Source organism: Novispirillum itersonii, from assembly GCF_014205675.1.
In the GTDB taxonomy this organism is placed as follows: domain Bacteria; phylum Pseudomonadota; class Alphaproteobacteria; order Rhodospirillales; family Rhodospirillaceae; genus Novispirillum; species Novispirillum itersonii_A.
Window position 1 is genome coordinate 156,057 of sequence record NZ_JACIIX010000001.1, and the last position, 16,839, is coordinate 172,895.

The 16,839-nt window shown below is 66.0% G+C and carries 13 protein-coding genes and 2 tRNA genes; 8 read left to right on the top strand and 7 right to left on the bottom strand.

Going from position 1 to position 16,839, the window contains the following annotated elements:
• The first annotated feature begins 25 nt into the window (after positions 1–25).
• Genes FHS48_RS00685 through FHS48_RS00695 form a run of 3 tightly spaced genes read left to right on the top strand, consistent with a single transcriptional unit; the run spans position 26 to position 3,721 of the window.
• A complete protein-coding gene (locus FHS48_RS00685; protein ID WP_260402277.1) occupies positions 26–1,513 on the top strand; it encodes a PAS domain-containing sensor histidine kinase in 1,488 nt (495 codons plus the stop codon).
• Positions 1,510–1,944 (top strand): response regulator, encoded by a 435-nt coding sequence (locus FHS48_RS00690; protein WP_184260067.1) that lies wholly within the window; start codon positions 1,510–1,512, stop codon positions 1,942–1,944. Before FHS48_RS00685 ends, FHS48_RS00690 begins: the two co-directional genes overlap by 4 nt.
• A gap of 25 nt (positions 1,945–1,969) precedes the next feature.
• Entirely contained in the window at positions 1,970–3,721 is a 1,752-nt protein-coding gene (locus FHS48_RS00695; protein WP_184260070.1) for a putative bifunctional diguanylate cyclase/phosphodiesterase, read from the top strand.
• On the opposite strand, the gene FHS48_RS00700 is transcribed toward FHS48_RS00695, so the two are convergent.
• Positions 3,711–5,258, bottom strand: coding sequence for a multicopper oxidase family protein (locus tag FHS48_RS00700; RefSeq protein WP_184260073.1), 1,548 nt, complete (start codon positions 5,256–5,258; stop codon positions 3,711–3,713). The genes FHS48_RS00695 and FHS48_RS00700 overlap by 11 nt on opposite strands.
• A gap of 87 nt (positions 5,259–5,345) precedes the next feature.
• Positions 5,346–5,765 (bottom strand): hypothetical protein, encoded by a 420-nt coding sequence (locus FHS48_RS00705; protein ID WP_184260076.1) that lies wholly within the window; start codon positions 5,763–5,765, stop codon positions 5,346–5,348.
• 305 nt (positions 5,766–6,070) lie between these two features.
• On the opposite strand from FHS48_RS00705, the gene FHS48_RS00710 reads away from it, so the two are divergent.
• Positions 6,071–8,038, top strand: a complete 1,968-nt coding sequence (locus tag FHS48_RS00710; protein ID WP_184260079.1) for a methyl-accepting chemotaxis protein — start codon at positions 6,071–6,073, stop codon at positions 8,036–8,038.
• A gap of 292 nt (positions 8,039–8,330) precedes the next feature.
• Here FHS48_RS00710 and glgB read toward each other — a convergent pair whose 3' ends face one another.
• The gene (gene glgB, locus FHS48_RS00715; RefSeq protein WP_416046496.1) at positions 8,331–10,511 is read right to left on the bottom strand and encodes a 1,4-alpha-glucan branching protein GlgB; all 2,181 of its coding nucleotides are present in this window, start codon (positions 10,509–10,511) and stop codon (positions 8,331–8,333) included.
• 328 nt (positions 10,512–10,839) lie between these two features.
• On the opposite strand from glgB, the gene FHS48_RS00720 reads away from it, so the two are divergent.
• Positions 10,840–11,331 carry a c-type cytochrome gene (locus FHS48_RS00720; protein ID WP_184260085.1) on the top strand — a complete coding sequence of 164 codons (492 nt, stop codon included), beginning with the start codon at positions 10,840–10,842 and terminating at the stop codon, positions 11,329–11,331.
• A 104-nt stretch (positions 11,332–11,435) separates the two neighbouring features.
• On the opposite strand, the gene FHS48_RS00725 is transcribed toward FHS48_RS00720, so the two are convergent.
• Positions 11,436–12,548 carry a ChaN family lipoprotein gene (locus tag FHS48_RS00725; RefSeq protein ID WP_184260089.1) on the bottom strand — a complete coding sequence of 371 codons (1,113 nt, stop codon included), beginning with the start codon at positions 12,546–12,548 and terminating at the stop codon, positions 11,436–11,438.
• Positions 12,549–12,739: 191 nt separating this feature from the next.
• Here FHS48_RS00725 and FHS48_RS00730 point away from each other — a divergent pair, with 191 nt between their 5' ends.
• Positions 12,740–13,168 (top strand): hypothetical protein, encoded by a 429-nt coding sequence (locus FHS48_RS00730; protein ID WP_184260092.1) that lies wholly within the window; start codon positions 12,740–12,742, stop codon positions 13,166–13,168.
• 126 nt (positions 13,169–13,294) lie between these two features.
• Here FHS48_RS00730 and murA read toward each other — a convergent pair whose 3' ends face one another.
• From murA to FHS48_RS00745, 3 genes are all read right to left on the bottom strand, one after another.
• Positions 13,295–14,587 (bottom strand): UDP-N-acetylglucosamine 1-carboxyvinyltransferase, encoded by a 1,293-nt coding sequence (gene murA, locus FHS48_RS00735; RefSeq protein WP_184260095.1) that lies wholly within the window; start codon positions 14,585–14,587, stop codon positions 13,295–13,297.
• Between the two features lie 110 nt (positions 14,588–14,697).
• On the bottom strand, positions 14,698–15,252 hold the full coding sequence (gene dcd / locus FHS48_RS00740) for a dCTP deaminase (protein ID WP_184260098.1): 555 nt from the start codon (positions 15,250–15,252) through the stop codon (positions 14,698–14,700).
• A 147-nt stretch (positions 15,253–15,399) separates the two neighbouring features.
• Entirely contained in the window at positions 15,400–15,627 is a 228-nt protein-coding gene (locus FHS48_RS00745; protein WP_184260101.1) for a hypothetical protein, read from the bottom strand.
• 203 nt (positions 15,628–15,830) lie between these two features.
• Here FHS48_RS00745 and FHS48_RS00750 point away from each other — a divergent pair.
• A tRNA-Thr gene (locus tag FHS48_RS00750) sits at positions 15,831–15,906 on the top strand.
• A 239-nt stretch (positions 15,907–16,145) separates the two neighbouring features.
• Positions 16,146–16,221 (top strand) — tRNA-Thr (locus FHS48_RS00755).
• The last annotated feature ends 618 nt before the right edge of the window (positions 16,222–16,839 follow it).

The window sequence follows — 16,839 nt, forward strand, 5'->3', positions numbered from 1 at the left end:
GGATAGCCGCCAGTGGGAGGGCCCGATGCCGGAAATGCCCGTTCAGCAACTGCCCGTTCACCCCGTGACGCCGCCGCAGGTACAGGCGGTTCTGGACCATGCCCCGGTCGGCGTGCTGATCGCGGACCGGGCGTCGACGATCCTCTATGCCAATCACAGCCTGCACCGCATGCTGGGGCATCCGCCCGGCAGCCTGACCGGCACCCCGCTGGCAGCCCTGCTGCCGCAGGGGCTGGGGGCAGAGCATGGCGGACTGGTGGAGTCTTTTCTCGATGCCCCGCGCCAGCGGCAGATGGGCACCGGCAAACCCCTGTATGCCCGCCATGCCGACGGCCACCCGGTGACGGTGGAAATCGCCCTCTGCCCGGTCGATTTCGACGGTCAGAGCGCCGCCATGGCCTATGTCTCCGATGTTTCGGGAATCCGGCTGGCCCAGATGCAGTTCGGGCAGGTGGTGGCGGCCATGCCGCAGGGGGTGTTGCTGGTCGATGACGGCGGCATCATCCGCCTGAGCAACCCGGTGGCCGAACAGCTGTTCGGCTATGACAGCGGTGCCCTGATCGGTCAGCCGCTGGAGATCCTGATCCCCGCCTGTTACCGCGGTGCCCACCGTGGCCTGATGGCAGCCTACGCCGCCGATGCCACTCCCCGGATGATGGGACAGGGCCGCGACCTGACCGGCCTGCACCGCTCCGGCGAGGAATTTCCGGTGGAAATCGCCCTCAGCCGCCTCGACACCCCGGCCGGGATGCGGCTGCTGGCGATCATCAACGACATCTCCGCCCGCAAACGTGCCGAGTCCGCCCTGCGCCAGACCAATGCCCAGCTGGAGGAATTCACCTATGTCGCCTCCCACGATCTGCGGTCGCCCCTGCGCGGCATCGCCGACCTGCTCGGCTGGATCCGCGAGGATCTCGGTGATCTGACACTGCCGGAGCCGGTGACGGTCAACTTTGACCGCATCGCCCTGCGGGTGGAGCGGGCGGAACGGATGATCGACGACCTGCTGGAGTATGCCCGTGCCGGGCAGCGCACCCTGCGGCAGGAGGAGGTGGACCCCGCCACCCTGATCGACGACGTTCTGGCGCTGGCCGCCGTGCCCGACACCGTCCGGGTGGAGCTGGACATCACCGCCACCCCCCTGACCACCTGGCGGACCCCACTGGCCGCCAGCCTGCGCAATCTGATCACCAATGCCGTCAAACACGGAAAGCCGGATCACGGCCATATCCGCATCAGCGCCCGCGACGAAGGCCGCTATGTGGTGTTCAGCGTTGATGACGACGGCCCCGGCATCCCCGAGACGGCGCGGGAACGGATCTTCCGGCTGTTCCACCGTGCCACCGCCACCGTGCCCGGCCACGGCGTCGGGCTGGCGGTGACCCGGCGGCTGATCAATGCCCATGACGGCATGATCTCCGTCACCGGACACGGGGCACTGGGCGGGGCGTGTTTCACCGTCCACTGGCCCCGGTTCTCGCTGCGCCCTGCACCGGAAGGGGATCTGCCATGACCGCCGCCGCCGCCAATCCCTGTTCCGTCCTGCTGGTCGATGATGATGATGTCGCCGTTGAAGGGGTGATGCGCAGCTTCCGCACCCATGGCATCACCTGCCCCACCGTGGTGGCGGTCGATGGCGTGGAGGCGCTGGAGATCCTGCGCCGCCAGCATCCGGCCAAAACCATCGCCGAGCCGCTGGTGGTACTGCTGGACCTGAACATGCCCCGCATGGACGGCTTCGAATTTCTGGATGCCCTGCGGGCTGACCCGGCCCTGAAGCGCACGGTGGTGTTCGTGCTGACCACCTCCGGGCGGGAAGCCGACCGCACCCGCGCCTACAACGGCCATATCGCCGGATACATGATCAAGTCCGCCGTCGGTCCGCAGTTCTCGCTGCTGGCGGAATTTCTGCACAAGTACACCCGATCCGTCACCCTGCCCTGATCACCGGACACCGGGAGGATACCCCGTGGAAACAGCCCAGCCGCGACAACAGGAAATTCACGCCCTGCTGATCGAGGATGACGATGTTGACCGCGAACGGCTGGTCCGCATGCTGCGGCGCTGTGCCCAGCCGATCCGGGTGCAGGAAGCTCCGTCGAAATCGGACGCCCTGAGCGAACTGCACGGCAAGAAGGTGCTGTTTTCCTTCGTCTTCCTTGATTTTCAGCTGGCGGACGGCGACGGCCGCGACCTGCTGCCCGATATCTGGGAAAACATCGGCCCGGACTGCGTGGTGGTGGCAGTGACCGGCAACGGCAGCGACACCGGGGCCGCCGAAGCCATCAAGCTCGGCATCCACGACTATCTGTCAAAACTGGACCTGACCAGTGACCGCGTCGCCCAGACCATCGAGGAGGGGTTAAAATGGCGGCAGATGCGCGAGGACATCCGCCGCACCGAGGACCAGCTGCGCCACCGCAGCCTGCATGATCCGCTGACCGACCTGCACAACCGCCATGTCTTCCTCGACCGGCTGAATCACACCTGCATGCAGTTCCGCCGCGACAGTCAGCCGTTCGCGGTGCTGATGATCGACCTCGACCGCTTCAAGGAGGTCAACGACCAGTTCGGCCACGCCGCCGGGGACCGGGTTCTGATCGACGTCGCCGGGCGGCTGCGCGGCAATGTGCGGGAGGTCGATACCGTCGCCCGGCTGGGCGGCGATGAGTTCGCCATCCTGCTGGAGGATATCCACACCGCCGAAACCGCGCTGACACTGGGCCGCAAGCTGGTCAGCCTGCTGGAACGGCCCTATGCCGGGGATCAGGGGGTGATGCGGATCGGGGCCTCGGTCGGGGTGGCGCTGTGCCCGCTGCATGGCAATGATCCGTCGCTGCTGCTGCGGCGGGCCGACAATGCCATGTACCGGGCCAAACGCGGCATTGAGAAGGTGCTGCTGCACGATCATCAGGATGCCGGGAATGACAACCGCCCTGACAGCATCCTGCTGCTGGGAGAAATCGAGCAGGCGCTGGAAGAGCGCCAGTTCACCTGGTTCTGGCAGCCGAAGGTCCGGCTGCGCGATAGGGCCCTGCTGGGGTTTGAGGCCCTGGCCCGCTGGCCGCATCCGGTGCATGGCATGGTGCCGCCGGACCGCTTTATCGGGGCGCTGGAACAGTCGCCGCTGCTGCCGCGCTTCACCGCCGTCAGCATTGATACGGTGCTGGCCCAGATTGCCACAGTGGCGGGCCTGATCGGTGACGCCACCGTCTCCATCAACATTTCCGCCCGCATGCTGGGGCATCCGACCTTTGTCGAAGATCTGCTGTCCGCCGTCCGCCGCCACGGCATCGCCCCGCGCACCATCATGCTGGAGCTGACGGAAACTGCCCTGCTGGGCAATCCGGTGCAGGCGGCGCGGGTGGTGGATCAGCTGCATATGGCCGGGCTGGCGCTGGCGGTGGATGATTTCGGGGCCGGGTTTACCTCCTTCAGCACCCTGCGGGAGTTCCGGGTGCAGGAAATCAAGATCGACAAAAGCTATATCCTGACCCTTGGCGACAGCCGGTTTGACCGGTCTCTGGTCCGCAGTCTGGTGGTGTTCTGCGACTCGCTCGACATTGCCCTGCTGGCCGAGGGCGTGGAGACCGAGGACTGCCGCCGGATCCTGCTCGATCTCGGCTGCACCGGGGGGCAGGGGTTCGGTCTGTGCCGCCCCCTGCCCTTCCCGCAGGTCCCGGACTGGATCCGGGACCACTCCTCCGGCGTCAGGCCCTGACCGTCACCGCCGTCATCATCCCCGCCGCCATGTGCAGCAGGTTGTGACAGTGCAGCGGCCAGTCCCCGGCCTGTCCGGCGGTGAAGGCCACGGTGACGCGGCGGCCCGGCGGCACCAGCACCGTATCGCGCACCGCCCCGGACAGGGCCTTGCCGTCAATCGCCGTCACCTGAAAATGATGACCATGCAGATGCATCGGATGCGCCATGCCACTGACATTGTCAAAGGTCAGCGCCACCCGCTGCCCGGCGGTCAGGGCCAGCGGTGCATGCTGCCCCCAGACCCGACCCTCCAGCGACCACGCATAGGGCATCATCGATCCGGTCAGGCGCAGGGTCAGCGCCGTCTCCGGGCTTGCGGCGACCAACGGGGCCAGCGCCCGCAGGCGGCTTTCCAGCGTCAGATCCAGCGGCGGGGCCGCCGGACCGTCCTGCCCGGCCAGCCGGGCGATTTTGGCCCCCTTCGGGGCCAGCAGGATCCCGGTGCGGTGGGTGCTGCCTTCGCGCCGGGCCAGTACCGGCACCACCCCGGACCCGGCCTTCGGCACCGTCAGCATCAGGTCAAGGCGCTGCCCCCCGGCCAGCGGAAACCGGGTCCCCGGCAGCGGCTGCACCGGGGTACCATCCACCGCCACCACCTCGGCGGACACCGGTCCGGTCTCAATCCAGAATGCGGTGGAGGTCGCGCCGTTGATCAGCCGCAGCCGGACCCGCTGGCCCCGCTCCACCGTCACCACCTGCGGATCGTCCAGCGTGCGGTCGTTGGCCAGATAGGCATCATACTCCACATCGTTGAGATCCATCCCCGGCATAGTCCCGTGCGACATCCCCGGCATGGACTGGCCCGGCATAGACTGGCCCGGCATGGACTGGCCGGACGCACCGCCATGCCCCATGGCGGCATGGTCCATTCCAGCCATCCCGGCCATCCCTGCCCCAGCCGGACTGCCATGGTCCATCCCGCCATGGGCCATCCCCTTCATCAATCCGGAGAGAATCTCCTGCGGATCCCGGAAGGTGAAGTCGTGCAGCAGTACCGTCACCTCCTGCACATCGGCCCGCAGATCAGCCGCCGTGCGGACCACCAGCGGCGCCGCCATCAGCTGCTGCTCCTGCAAGCCAAAATGAGAATGCATCCAGTGGGTGCCGGGTTGCAGGCCGTAGTCATAAACGGCGCTGACCCCCTCCGGCAGCGGCGTAACCCCGTTCAGGCCGGGAACCCCATCCTGTGACGGCGGCGGGATCTGCCCGTGCCAGTGCAGGCTGGCAGCCTCCCCGGCCCGGTTGGTGAGGGTGACGGCAAAGCGGTCCTCCGGGCCAAAGGTCAGGCCGGAGACTCCGGCCGCATCGACAATGCCGAAGACCGAAGCGGCCCGCCCCTTCACCTCCAGAGTGCGGCGGGTGACCGTCAGGGTGCGGGGCAAGGCAGCCCGGGCCGCCGAAGACGGCAGCAGGGCAGACAGGAAAGGGGCGGGGGCAGCGGCAACGGCAGCCACCCCGGCACCGGCCAGAACAATCCGGCGGCGGGAAATCGTCATGATTTGACCTGTATGTCTGAGGAAATCCATAGGCGCAGCCCTGCGGTCCCACAGGAACACAGGCAGCCGCGCAGGCGGAAAAAACCGTCAGACAGAGAGGATCGGGGGCCGGTATGCCGGCTGGATGGCCAGACCGTCAGGACGGGTCTGTGCTGGCAGGACCAGCCGCTGGACCGGTGCCACCGGCCCCGGCAGGGCCAGCGCCTGCACCGGCAGACCGCCACAGGCCACCGGGCAGCTCATCAGTCCGGCCTTCAGGACTCCGGCGGCGGTCCCCTGACCCTGACCTTGACCTTGACCCTGATCAGAGTGGTCACAGCAGGCCATTGTTTCGACAGCCGGATCCGGTTGCGACGACAGCGCCGGGACAGCCATCGCCGCCGCCCCCATCATCCCGCTGTTGAACAGCAGCCCGGTCACGGCAAGCACCATCAGCAGGCGACGCACCATTGCAGGCTGCGTCGCAAGCCGCACAATCGCGGTGAACGGGAACCGGAGGAGGCGCATTGCAGGGTCCGGAACAGAAAAACCACACCCTTAAATTATGTCTGCACGGGCCTGAATGCAACAGCAGATATCTGATTTTATGGTGGAAAGACGGCACGCCGACCCTGCGAAAATGCGATCATTTCTCAAATTCTCATTATGCAGCAAGAAGATAGTCCATAGGACGCATATCAGAGCATTCTCCTCCTCTGATACAATGGTTCCACCAAAGCAGTTTGAGCTGCTGTGGCGTTACCGCAGCGTCAGCCACGCGGCCAGAAGTGAGACAAGGCCCCCCGAAGGGGCAGGCAGTCGAGGAGAATCCCATGACCCATCCCGTTCCGGCCGGGCAGGCCCGGCGCACCACCCTGATGACCCGGATTCTGGCGGTGATGTCCATCTCCGTTCTGGGGATCATCGGCGGGCTCGCGGCTTATGTTGATCAGCACCAGCGGGCCGACATCACCCGCAGCGTTGACAGCTACATGGACGGGATTGGCAGCAGCACCGTCTCCGGCTTACAGAACTGGCTGGAAGGCCGGGAGCGCCTGGCCGAGATGACCGCCCAGGCTCTGGCCCGGGAACCGGACTCCTCCACCTACCGCGATATCCTGAAGTCCAAGGCCCTGACCGACACCTTCGATATTTCCTACGTCGGGATGCCGGACGGCGGTTTCATCTTCTGGCCGGAAGACACCTTCCCCGCCGGGTTCGATCCGCGCACCCGGCCGTGGTACAAGATGGCGACCGAAACCAAAGGCACCATCCTGACCCCACCGTTCATGCGGCAGGCCACCAAGGCGCTGGGGATGACCTTCGGAGCCCCGATCCTCCGCGACGGCCAGATCCTTGGCGTGGTCGGCGGCACTTTCAACATGAAGACCCTGTCCGCCACCATCAGCGCCATCACGCTGGATGGTCTGGGCTACGCCTTCCTCATCGACGACAAGGGCGTGATCCAGATCCACCCGAAGGCGGAAATGGTCACCAAGACCCTTGCTGACGAATTCCCGGAAGGAACCCCGGCGGTCGGCACCACCATGGTGCAGGCCCGCAGCGGCGGCAATGACTGGCTGGTCCGCTTCACGCCGCTCCAGATCCCCGGCCGGACCTGGCAGCTGGTGACGGTGGTTGATCAGGATCTCGCCTTCCAGCCGCTTCAGGAATTCCGCACCATCGCCCTGCTGGTCGCCCTTGGCGGTCTGGCCGCCCTGCTGCTGATCACCCATCAGGCCCTGACCCGGCTGGTTGCCCGCCCGGTGCGGGCGATGACCGCCACCATGGAAGATCTGGCCGGCGGCAACCTGTCGGTCACCATCCCCGGGGCCGGGCGCACCGATGAAATCGGGGCCATGGCCGGGGCGGTTGAGGTCTTCCGCGTCAATGCCGTCGAACGCACCCGGCTGGAGGCCGAACAGCAGGCCGAAGCCGCCGCCCGCGAGGAACGCGGCAAGCGGATTGAAGACATGATCGCCACATTCGACCGCGATATGGTCGATGTCCTGACCCTCGTCACCTCCGCCGCCACCGAACTGGAGGCCACCGCTCAGGCCCTGACCACCACCGCCGACCGCTCCGCCGGGGATGCCACCACCGCTGCGGCGGCGACGGAACAGGCCTCGGTAAACGTGCAGAGCGTCGCCCAGTCCACCGACCTTCTGGCTGCCTCGATTGACAACATTTCCCGCAGTGCCGGACAGTCGCGGGACGTGGCGGAACAGGCGATGGAAGCCGCCCGCAAGACCGATGTCACCGTGCAGTCGCTGGTGGAAAGCACCGACCGTATCAGCCAGATCGTCAACCTTATCAACGATATTGCCAATCAGACCAACCTGCTGGCCCTGAACGCCACCATCGAGGCGGCCCGGGCCGGGGAAGCCGGAAAAGGCTTTGCCGTCGTTGCCAACGAAGTGAAATCTCTGGCCAACCAGACCAGCAAGGCGACCGAAGAAATCAGCAACCAGATCACCGCCATCCAGCAGGTGTCGGACGAAGTGGCCGGGGCGATCCGCGATATCGCCGAGGTCATCACCGACGTCAACACGCTGGCCGGAGACATTTCCAGCGCCGTCGAGGAACAGGGCAACTCCACCCGCGAGATCGCCCGCAACGTCGCCGAAGCCGCCAAAGGCACGCAGGATGTCGCCCAGAGCGTCATCAGTGTCACCGACGGCGCGCGGGAAACCGGCGACAACGCCAGTCAGGTTCTGGCCGCCGCCGCCGAACTGTCCCGCCAGTCGGAACAGATGCGGGAGCAGGTCAACAGCTTCTTCCACCAGATCCGCAGTGCGTAAGGTAGAGAATAGGCCCGGCTAAAGCCGGGCCTTATTTCTTTGGGGCCCCCTCAGACGGCGGGCGGGCGCATCCGCGCCCTTGCCTTACGCGCGAATGGTCGCGCGGGCGCTCAACGCGCCAGTCGGTCGTTTCACGCCCGATTAGCTTTTGAACAGCCCCTCAGACGGCGGGCGGGCGCATCCGCCCGCTTGGCTTACGCGCGAACGGTCGCGCGGGCGCTCAACGCGCCAGTCGGCCCGGCTGAAGCCGGGCCTCCGGGAGTTTTCCTCCAAAACGCAGCAAAACCACCCCTCACCCCTCCGGGGTCAGGTACAAGACCGACAGCGGCGGCAGGGTCAGGGCCAGACTGGCCGGGCGGCCATGGCAGGACACCGCATCAGCGGTGATCCCGCCGTCATTGCCCTGTCCGCTGCCACCGAACCAATGGGAATCGGTGTTCAGCACCTCCGCCCAACGTCCGCCGGATGGCACCCCGATCCGGTAGCCCCGCCGCACCACCGGGGTCAGGTTACACACCGCCAGCAGCGGCGTCCCTTCGGCGGACCAGCGCAGCCAGCTCAGCACCGAATTATCGGCGTCCTGACAGTCCACCCAGTCAAACCCCTGCGGGCCGAAGTCCTGCTGATGCAGGGCCGGATGACTGCGGTAGACGGCGTTCAGCGCCTTCAGGCAGCCCTGCACCCCCCGGTGCAGCGGATCGTCCAGCAGATGCCAGTCGAGGCTGGCGTCATGGTTCCATTCCCGCACCTGCGCGAATTCGCCGCCCATGAACAGCAGCTTCTTGCCGGGGTGCGCCCACATCATCGCGTACATCGCCCGCAGATTGGCAAATTTCTGCCAACGGTCGCCGTTCATCCGTCCGAACAGGCTGCTCTTGCCATGCACCACTTCATCATGGCTGAACGGCAGCACGAAATTTTCCGAGAAGGCATACATCAGCCCGAAGGTCAGCTGATTGTGATGCCAGCGGCGGTGCACCGGATCCTTCTTGAAGTAATCGAGGGTGTCGTGCATCCACCCCATGTTCCATTTATAGCCAAAACCCAGCCCGCCGACACTGGTCGGGCGGCTGACCATCGGCCACGCCGTCGATTCCTCGGCCATGGTGGTGGCCCCGTCGCCATGGGCGAACACCACCTCGTTCAGGCGGCGGAGGAAGGCAATCGCCTCAAGGTTTTCATTGCCGCCGTGGCGGTTGGGCACCCATTCCCCGGCCTTGCGCGAATAGTCGAGGTACAGCATCGACGCCACCGCATCGACGCGCAGCCCGTCGATATGGAATTCCCGGCACCAGTACAGGGCATTGGCGATCAGGTAATGCTGCACCTCGGTGCGGCCGAAATTGTAGATCAGGGTGCCCCAGTCCATATGGCGGCCCTGACGCGGATCAGAATGTTCATACAGGTGGGTGCCGTCGAACCAGCCCAGCGCGTGGGCATCGGTGGGGAAATGCCCCGGCACCCAGTCGATGATCACCCCCAGCCCGGCGCGGTGGCAGGCATCAATGAAGGCCTTGAAGTCCTCCGGCGAACCATAACGGCTGGTCGGGGCAAACAGGCTGCCCGGCTGATAGCCCCATGATCCGTCAAAGGGGTGCTCGTGCACCGGCAGCAGCTCGATATGGGTGAACCCCAGATCCCGCACATAGGGCACAAGCTGGTCCGCCAGTTCCGCCCAGGTCAGGAAGCGGTTGCCGTCCTCCGGCACCCGTTTCCACGATCCGGCATGCAGTTCGTAGATACTGACCGGCCCGTCAAGGCGGTGCCCGTCGCGGCGGCGGGTGTCCATCCACGCCCCGTCCTGCCAGTCATAGGGCTGAAGACCGTGCACGATGGAGGCCGTCGCCGGGCGCTTTTCGGCATAAAAGGCGTAGGGGTCGCTTTTCAGCGGCAACAGATGGCCGTCACGGGCCTTCAGCTCATACTTATACAGCGCCCCGGGGCCGACGCCGGGCACAAAAATCTCCCACACCCCGCAGCCGGGGTGCAGCCGCATCGGGTGGATCCGGCCATCCCAGCCGTTGAAATCGCCGACCACCGACACCCGCCGGGCATTGGGGGCCCAGACGGAAAACACCGTTCCGTCCACGCCGTCCATCGTCACCGGATGCGCCCCGAGCCGGGTCCACGGAGTCAGATGGGTGCCCTCCGCCAGCAGGTGGCAGTCCAGTTCCCCCAGCCACGCCGCAAAGCGGTAGGGGTCCTCCGCCTCCACCGCCGTTTCGCCGTAGAGCACACGGAGACGGTAATCATAAGGGGGCGTCAGGCGCGGAAAGCGGCCACTGAACAGGCCGTCACCATGGCTGCGGTCCAGCGCCCCGATCAGGGCCCCGCTGCGGCGGTCGATCACCGCCACCGCGTCGGCCCCGGGCCGGAACACCCGGATCACCGTTTCCTGCGCGTCGCGGTCAAAATGCGGCCCCAGCACGGAGAAGGGATCGCGGAGATCCCCGGAGAGGATCGAGTCGGCCATTCCCCCCGGAACTCCCCGGGTGTGGGTACGGGCGCCATGACGTTTCATGCGGGCACTTCCATCCGTTCAGCGGTGGGCTTCCGCACCCCGGTTTACCCTGCGGCAAAAGCGCGGTGCGCCTACGGTTGTCGGGGTATCCTGCGGCGAGGTAAAGGAATTTTTTACGACCGCAGCGTTCGGGTACCGCATATTCGGAGAAAAAATGTGGCTTCCGCGCAGAATGACCCTAGCGCGACACGGTCGTTTCTGTGTAATTCCAGTGTCCCTGATGGCACCCACCACAGAGCCGGTGTGCCACCGGGCACGGGATGAGTCGAGAGAGGTTGGGATGCAGACGCTCTTCAAGCTGGCCGCGGCGGTGATCGTGGCCGCCGTTCTGGTGGTGGTGGTCAACGTGTATGGCGCCGCCGTGTACAAGGCTGCGGCCCCGGCTGATGTTTCGCCGGACGCCCGTCCGAAGATGGTTGCCGCGCCGAAGGCCGCTGCGGCGCAGGCCACTGCCGAGCTGCGCCCGGGCGACGTGGAGCTGGGCAAGAAGGCGGCCAAGGCCTGTGCGTCCTGCCATACCTTCGAACAGGGCGGTGCCAACAAGGTCGGCCCGAACCTGTTTGGGGCCGCCGGTGCCAAGATCGCCCACGTTCAGGGCTTCAAGTACTCCGACACCGTCGCCGCCCACGGTGGCGAGTGGACCGACGAAAACCTCGATCACTGGCTGGCCAACCCGAAGGAATTCATTCCGGGGACCAAGATGGCCTTCGCCGGGATCAAGGACAAGCAGCAGCGTCTGGACGTGATTGCTTACCTGCACTCGCTGAAGTAAGCCGCCCGCCGGGTGAGAGAGAGATAAAAACAGACGCCCCCTGCGGGCGTCTGTTTTTTCTTATGGGCGTCTGTTTTTTATGGCCTCCGGCACACGGACAGGGATCAGCCTTTGCCGCCGGTGCGGGCCTTCAGCCCTTCGCAGGGGTCGTCCCGCTCCGCCGCACCGGTGAACCAGACCACATCGGCCCGGGACGGGTCCGCCAGTTCGTAGGCGGTCGGGTCGGTGCCGCCTTCCTGCACCTCAATCCCCGTCACCACCAGACAGGCCCCGGTGTCCCCCTGCCGCAGCAGATGCAGCGGCACCCCCAGATCCCGCCGGGCGTGGCCGGATCCGGCGATCAACACCCCCTGGCCGCCTGCCTGTGCCGCCCCCTGCCGCAGCGCCTGCGCCATCACCGCATCCTTGGCGGTCTGGATCGCCAGCATCGGGGCCAGCATCGCCTCCGGCATCAGCCCGCAATGGCCGGTTTTCAATTCCGCAGTCTGCCCCTCGGTTGCCGCCTCAGGCAGCGGGGAAGTCAAGGCCAGCGCCTCCAGCTCCGCCGGGGTCCACACCGCCGCCAGCCCCTCGCGGGCGATACGCCGGGTGGTGCCCTTCGACAGGCCCCCGGCCCGCATCGGCAGACCGGCCGGTAAAGCCACCGCCGCCACCGGTTGATAGATCGCCCAGTCGGGCCAGCCGGTCTGATCCCAGCCCAGCGCTGCCCCGAACCCTGCGGCATCCAGCTGCCCGGCCGCCACGGCGGTCAGCGCCGCTGTCAGGGCCGGGGCCTGTGTTTCGTCAATCATTTCCCACACCACCCCCGGCGCAGGCCGCCCGGCCCGGCGGGCAGCATCGGCAAGCATCGACAGACACCATGCCTGCAAACGATGATGGTCTGGATTATCATGGGTTTCACCCAAAAGGCACCACCGCGCCGCGAACAGACGCCGGGCAAGATCCGCCGCTGAAATCTCCCGCCGGTCCGCCGTCAGCCACAGCCGCCCGGCCAGCGGATGGTCGCGGCGCAGCGGCGCAGACCGCTCCGGCAGGGCAGGAACATCCGCCCCGCCCCCGCCTCCGGCGCAGGCCGTCAACAACGGCGTAACCCCCAGAGCCAACAGCACTTCTGCCCCACGCCGGAGCATGGCACGGCGGCTGGGCCCCAGCACCGCCGCCCCGGAACCGGCGGCGGGCAGACAGCGGGACGGAACAGGCGGAAAACGGTCGCTCACAGGCGTCTCCTGATTTCTGAAATTAATTCTGACTATCACTTTATGATGTCTCCGTCACCGGTCCGCCACACCCCACCGTTATCCGGCCTGCCGGGAGTTCGCGCTTTCCCCCTGCCGGGTGGCCCGGTATAATGCACCGCACACTGTCGGGACCGCCAGTCAGTGCACCCCCCCTGCTCAGGAAGCCTGCCATGTCCGCGTCAGCCACCGAAACCGCCTTCGTCGACTCGCTGTTCACTACGCTGCTGACGCTGCTGGAAGACGCCCGGACGCTGATCGGATCCGGCAAGATGCACGCCATCACCGCCGACCTGCCCGCCGAAGCGCGGATGGTTGCCGCCCGCGATCTGTCCAAGCTGACCAGTCAGGGCACCGCCGCCATGTCGGTGCTGCTGATGTACAAAGCCCTGCACAGCGGGCAGGCCGATGAGATCAAGGACCCGGCCGTCCAGCTGGAAGACCTGTACAGCGAAGCGGTCCGCGATGGCTCGGAACCTGAATCCTATGGCCCGATCGTTCCCGCCGCCCTGGTTGACCTGCGGCGGCGCGGCGATGATATCTTCGGCCGCATCGGCGAAGTGCGCAGCCTGATCCTGCGCCACCTCGGCCGCCCGGCCTGAGGCCTCGCCCTTCCCGGGAGGCCCTGCCGGATCTTCCGGGAGGCCGCAGTAAAGATCCACCCCGATCAAAAAAGCCGGGCCCCCTGACGGAGCCCGGCTTTTTCTGTCATCAGACGACGGTCTGGATCAGTCACGCAGACGTTCGATATGCGCGCCGCAGGCCGCCAGCTTGTCTTCCAGCCGCTCATACCCCCGGTCAAGGTGATAGATGCGGTTGACGATGGTTTCCCCATGCGCCGCCAGACCGGCCAGCACCAGCGACACCGAGGCCCGCAGGTCGGTCGCCATCACCGGCGCACCGGACAGGCGCGGCATGCCGCGCACAATCGCCGAAGAGCCGTGGACGTTGATCCGCGCCCCCATGCGGGTCAGCTCCGGCACGTGCATGAAGCGGTTCTCGAAAATCGTCTCGGTGATCATCGACGCACCGTTGGCGGTGGCCATCAGCGCCATAAACTGCGCCTGCATGTCGGTGGGGAAGCCCGGATGCGGCTCCGTCATCACGTCAATGCCCCGGATCTCCGCCCCGTCCGCCTTAATGCGGATGGTGGTTTCGCCCTCGATCACCTCAACCCCGGTTTCGGTCAGGGTCTTCAGCACGGCGGTCATGGTGTCCGGCCGCACGCCGGTCAGTTCCACATCACCCCGGGTGATGGCAGCGGCAATGGCATAGGTGCCGGTTTCAATGCGGTCCGGCACCACGGCGTAGTCCGCCCCGTGCAGCCGTTCCACCCCGGTCACCTTCAGGCAGTTGGTGCCGATGCCGGTGATCTGCGCCCCCATGGCGATCAGGCACTGGGCCAGATCGGTGATTTCCGGCTCCTGCGCCGCATTGACGATGGTGGTGACCCCATCGGCCAGCGCTGCCGCCATCAGGGCATTTTCCGTGCCGCCGACCGTCACCATCGGGAAAATGATGGTGCCGCCCTTCAGGCGGCCGTTCAGGCTGTCCTTGATTTTGGCATTGATGTAGCCCTCGTCGAGGGTGATTTCCGCCCCCAGCGCTTCCATCGCCTTCAGGTGCAGGTCCACCGGGCGGGTGCCGATGGCGCAGCCACCCGGCAGCGACACCCGGCAGGAGCCGTAGCGCGCCAGCAGCGGCCCCAGCACCAGCACGCTGGCCCGCATCTTGCGCACTAGGTCATAGGGGGCGGTCAGATTGGTGATGTTGGCGGCGTTCAGGTCCAGCACCCGGCCGGTGGCGGCGGTGGCCTCGCCGTTCAGATGCAGTTCAACGCCATGCTGGGCCAGCAGGTTGGCCATGGTGACGATATCGGCCAGATGCGGCAGATTGGTCAGCCGCAGGGTCTCTTCGGTCAGCAGGGCGGCGGTCATCAGCGGCAGCGCGGCGTTCTTGGCCCCGCCGATGGCAATGGTGCCACGCAGGGGGTGGCCGCCGACAATACGAATCCGGTCCATGGAGCAGGGTATCCCGATGTGTGTTCTTGTTGGGGGAAGGCGCGGAAATCAACAGAAACCGGCGGCGTGTGTGGGACGTTGCCGGGGGAACAGGCAGGGCAACAGGTGACTTACAGGCGCGGCAGGGTAACGCCGCGCTGGCCCATGTACTTGCCGGACCGGTCGCCGTAAGACACCTCGCACTCGCGGTCTGCCTTCAGGAAGATGAACTGGCAGGCCCCTTCATTGGCGTAGATCTTGGCGGGCAGCGGCGTGGTGTTGGAAAACTCCAGCGTCACATGGCCTTCCCATTCCGGCTCCAGCGGGGTGACGTTAACGATGATGCCGCAGCGGGCATAGGTCGACTTGCCAAGGCAGATCACCAGCGTATCGCGCGGAATCCGGAAGTACTCCACCGTCCGCGCCAGCGCGAAGCTGTTGGGCGGAATGACGCAGACATCGGTCTGGCGGTTGACGAAGCTTTTGTCGGAGAACTCTTTCGGATCCACCACCGCAGAATCGACGTTGGTGAAGATCTTGAATTCATCAGCGACCCGGGCATCGTAGCCGTAGGAGGAGACGCCGTAGGAGATCACCCCGCCCCGCTCCAGCCGGTCGGTAAAGGGTTCGATCATTCCCTTGGTCCGGGCCATTTCACGGATCCAGCTGTCGGGCATGACGGACATCGGTGTCTCCACATTCTGCTGCGGGTCTATAAACTGCTGTCGGGGCCACAGACGGCTGCGGCCCCCTTCTTTTCGGTAAAGCGGCGCGGCCGGATCCGCAGTGACCGGCCCCACACATCCCCCCACACGCCCGGATCCCGGGAGCCCTCAGCCCCCGGCGTCGGGATCCGTCGGCACATCCTCCGTCACCCCGGCGGCAACGGCGGCGTCATCCTGACGGCCCCGCAGCTGCTGTTTGCGGCGCAGCAGGTTGGCCCGCAGCGCCGCCGCCATCGCGGCATGGCGGTCCTCCACCCGCGCCTGACCGGCGGGGCTGAGTCGGGTATGGCCCGCGCTTTTCGGCGCAGGCGGCGGAAGAGTGGTGTCGTCGCTCATAGGGCGCACTGTCGCAAGCCGCAGGCCCGGCGTCAACGGCATCCACACCCCTTCCGGCAGAAGTTTTTCATTTCCTGAAAAGAAACGCTTGCATCCCCCGGAACCCTATGCCATAAACCCGCCACCCCACGGTGACCACCCGGTCAAAACGGGGTTTCTGGTGGAAGATCAGCCGCTTAGGCGAAGTCAGAACACCACAGGATGCTGCCGTAGCTCAGTCGGTAGAGCACTCCCTTGGTAAGGGAGAGGTCGATGGTTCGAATCCATTCGGCAGCACCATTTTCCCGCCCCTCCCGGTTTTACCGTGGAGGGTTTTTTGTTTTTTCCGCCCTTCTTCTGCTTCTTTTCGGGGGCCTTCCTCTTTTCGGGGCCCTGAGCGGCCCCACCGCCCTCCCTCAAAACTTTTTTCGGCCTGATTGCACTTTTCTCTTTCCAGACCCAGATGACCGCGTTATAAAGCCGCCCTCGCAGCGAGGAACCCGGCGACGGACGAAACGCTGAGAGCGATGAAACGGTTTGCTGCCGTAGCTCAGTCGGTAGAGCACTCCCTTGGTAAGGGAGAGGTCGATGGTTCGAATCCATTCGGCAGCACCATTTCCCCCACCCCTCCCGGTTTCACCGTGGAGGGTTTTTTATTGCCCCACTCCCATCCTGCGAAATGTCCGGGCAGAATCCGCCGCAGCTCCCGCCGGGCAAAAGCCACGCGCGGATGCCGCAGGGCCGATTGCGGCCAGACCAGATAAAAGGCATTGCGGGGCCGCCGCTCCGGGGCCGGAAGTTCCACCCCCCGCCCGAGGGCCAGCAGCGGAACGATCCCTTCCGCCATCAGGCCCTTCCGCCATCAGGTCCGCCCGGGCAGCAATATGCACCACCCCGGACAGACGGTCAGACCGCGACCGCACCCCGGCCAAGGCGGCCACCGCTCCTGCTGGAAACCCGCCTGCACGATCTGGGGGCCGGTACGAATGCGGCCCCGACTTTGCTCCCTTCGCCGTACAGGACGGTACCCTGATCACCGGCCAGAACCCGGCCTCCGCCGGGCCGGGGGCCGAACGGGTCATCGCCGCCCTGCGCAAAGACTGACGCCCAACCGGCACCGGATCCGATATTTTTGCCAACCCCTGCATTTTATGCTTGCCAAGAGGCGGCGGGATGCCTATAAACCGCCTCCTCGGATGCGGGTGTAGCTCAGTTGGTTAGAGCGTCGGCCTG

Excerpts from the sequence above, each read along its gene's own strand:
- FHS48_RS00720 (WP_184260085.1), top strand. The coding sequence starts at position 10,840 with ATGCAGACGCTCTTCAAGCTGGCCGCGGCGGTGATCGTGGCCGCCGTT.
- FHS48_RS00690 (WP_184260067.1), top strand. The coding sequence starts at position 1,510 with ATGACCGCCGCCGCCGCCAATCCCTGTTCCGTCCTGCTGGTCGATGAT.
- FHS48_RS00705 (WP_184260076.1), bottom strand. The coding sequence starts at position 5,765 with ATGCGCCTCCTCCGGTTCCCGTTCACCGCGATTGTGCGGCTTGCGACG.
- FHS48_RS00710 (WP_184260079.1), top strand. The coding sequence starts at position 6,071 with ATGACCCATCCCGTTCCGGCCGGGCAGGCCCGGCGCACCACCCTGATG.
- FHS48_RS00700 (WP_184260073.1), bottom strand. The coding sequence starts at position 5,258 with ATGACGATTTCCCGCCGCCGGATTGTTCTGGCCGGTGCCGGGGTGGCT.
- dcd (WP_184260098.1), bottom strand. The coding sequence starts at position 15,252 with ATGTCCGTCATGCCCGACAGCTGGATCCGTGAAATGGCCCGGACCAAG.
- FHS48_RS00685 (WP_260402277.1), top strand. The coding sequence starts at position 26 with ATGCCGGAAATGCCCGTTCAGCAACTGCCCGTTCACCCCGTGACGCCG.
- FHS48_RS00745 (WP_184260101.1), bottom strand. The coding sequence starts at position 15,627 with ATGAGCGACGACACCACTCTTCCGCCGCCTGCGCCGAAAAGCGCGGGC.
- FHS48_RS00730 (WP_184260092.1), top strand. The coding sequence starts at position 12,740 with ATGTCCGCGTCAGCCACCGAAACCGCCTTCGTCGACTCGCTGTTCACT.
- murA (WP_184260095.1), bottom strand. The coding sequence starts at position 14,587 with ATGGACCGGATTCGTATTGTCGGCGGCCACCCCCTGCGTGGCACCATT.
- glgB (WP_416046496.1), bottom strand. The coding sequence starts at position 10,511 with ATGGCCGACTCGATCCTCTCCGGGGATCTCCGCGATCCCTTCTCCGTG.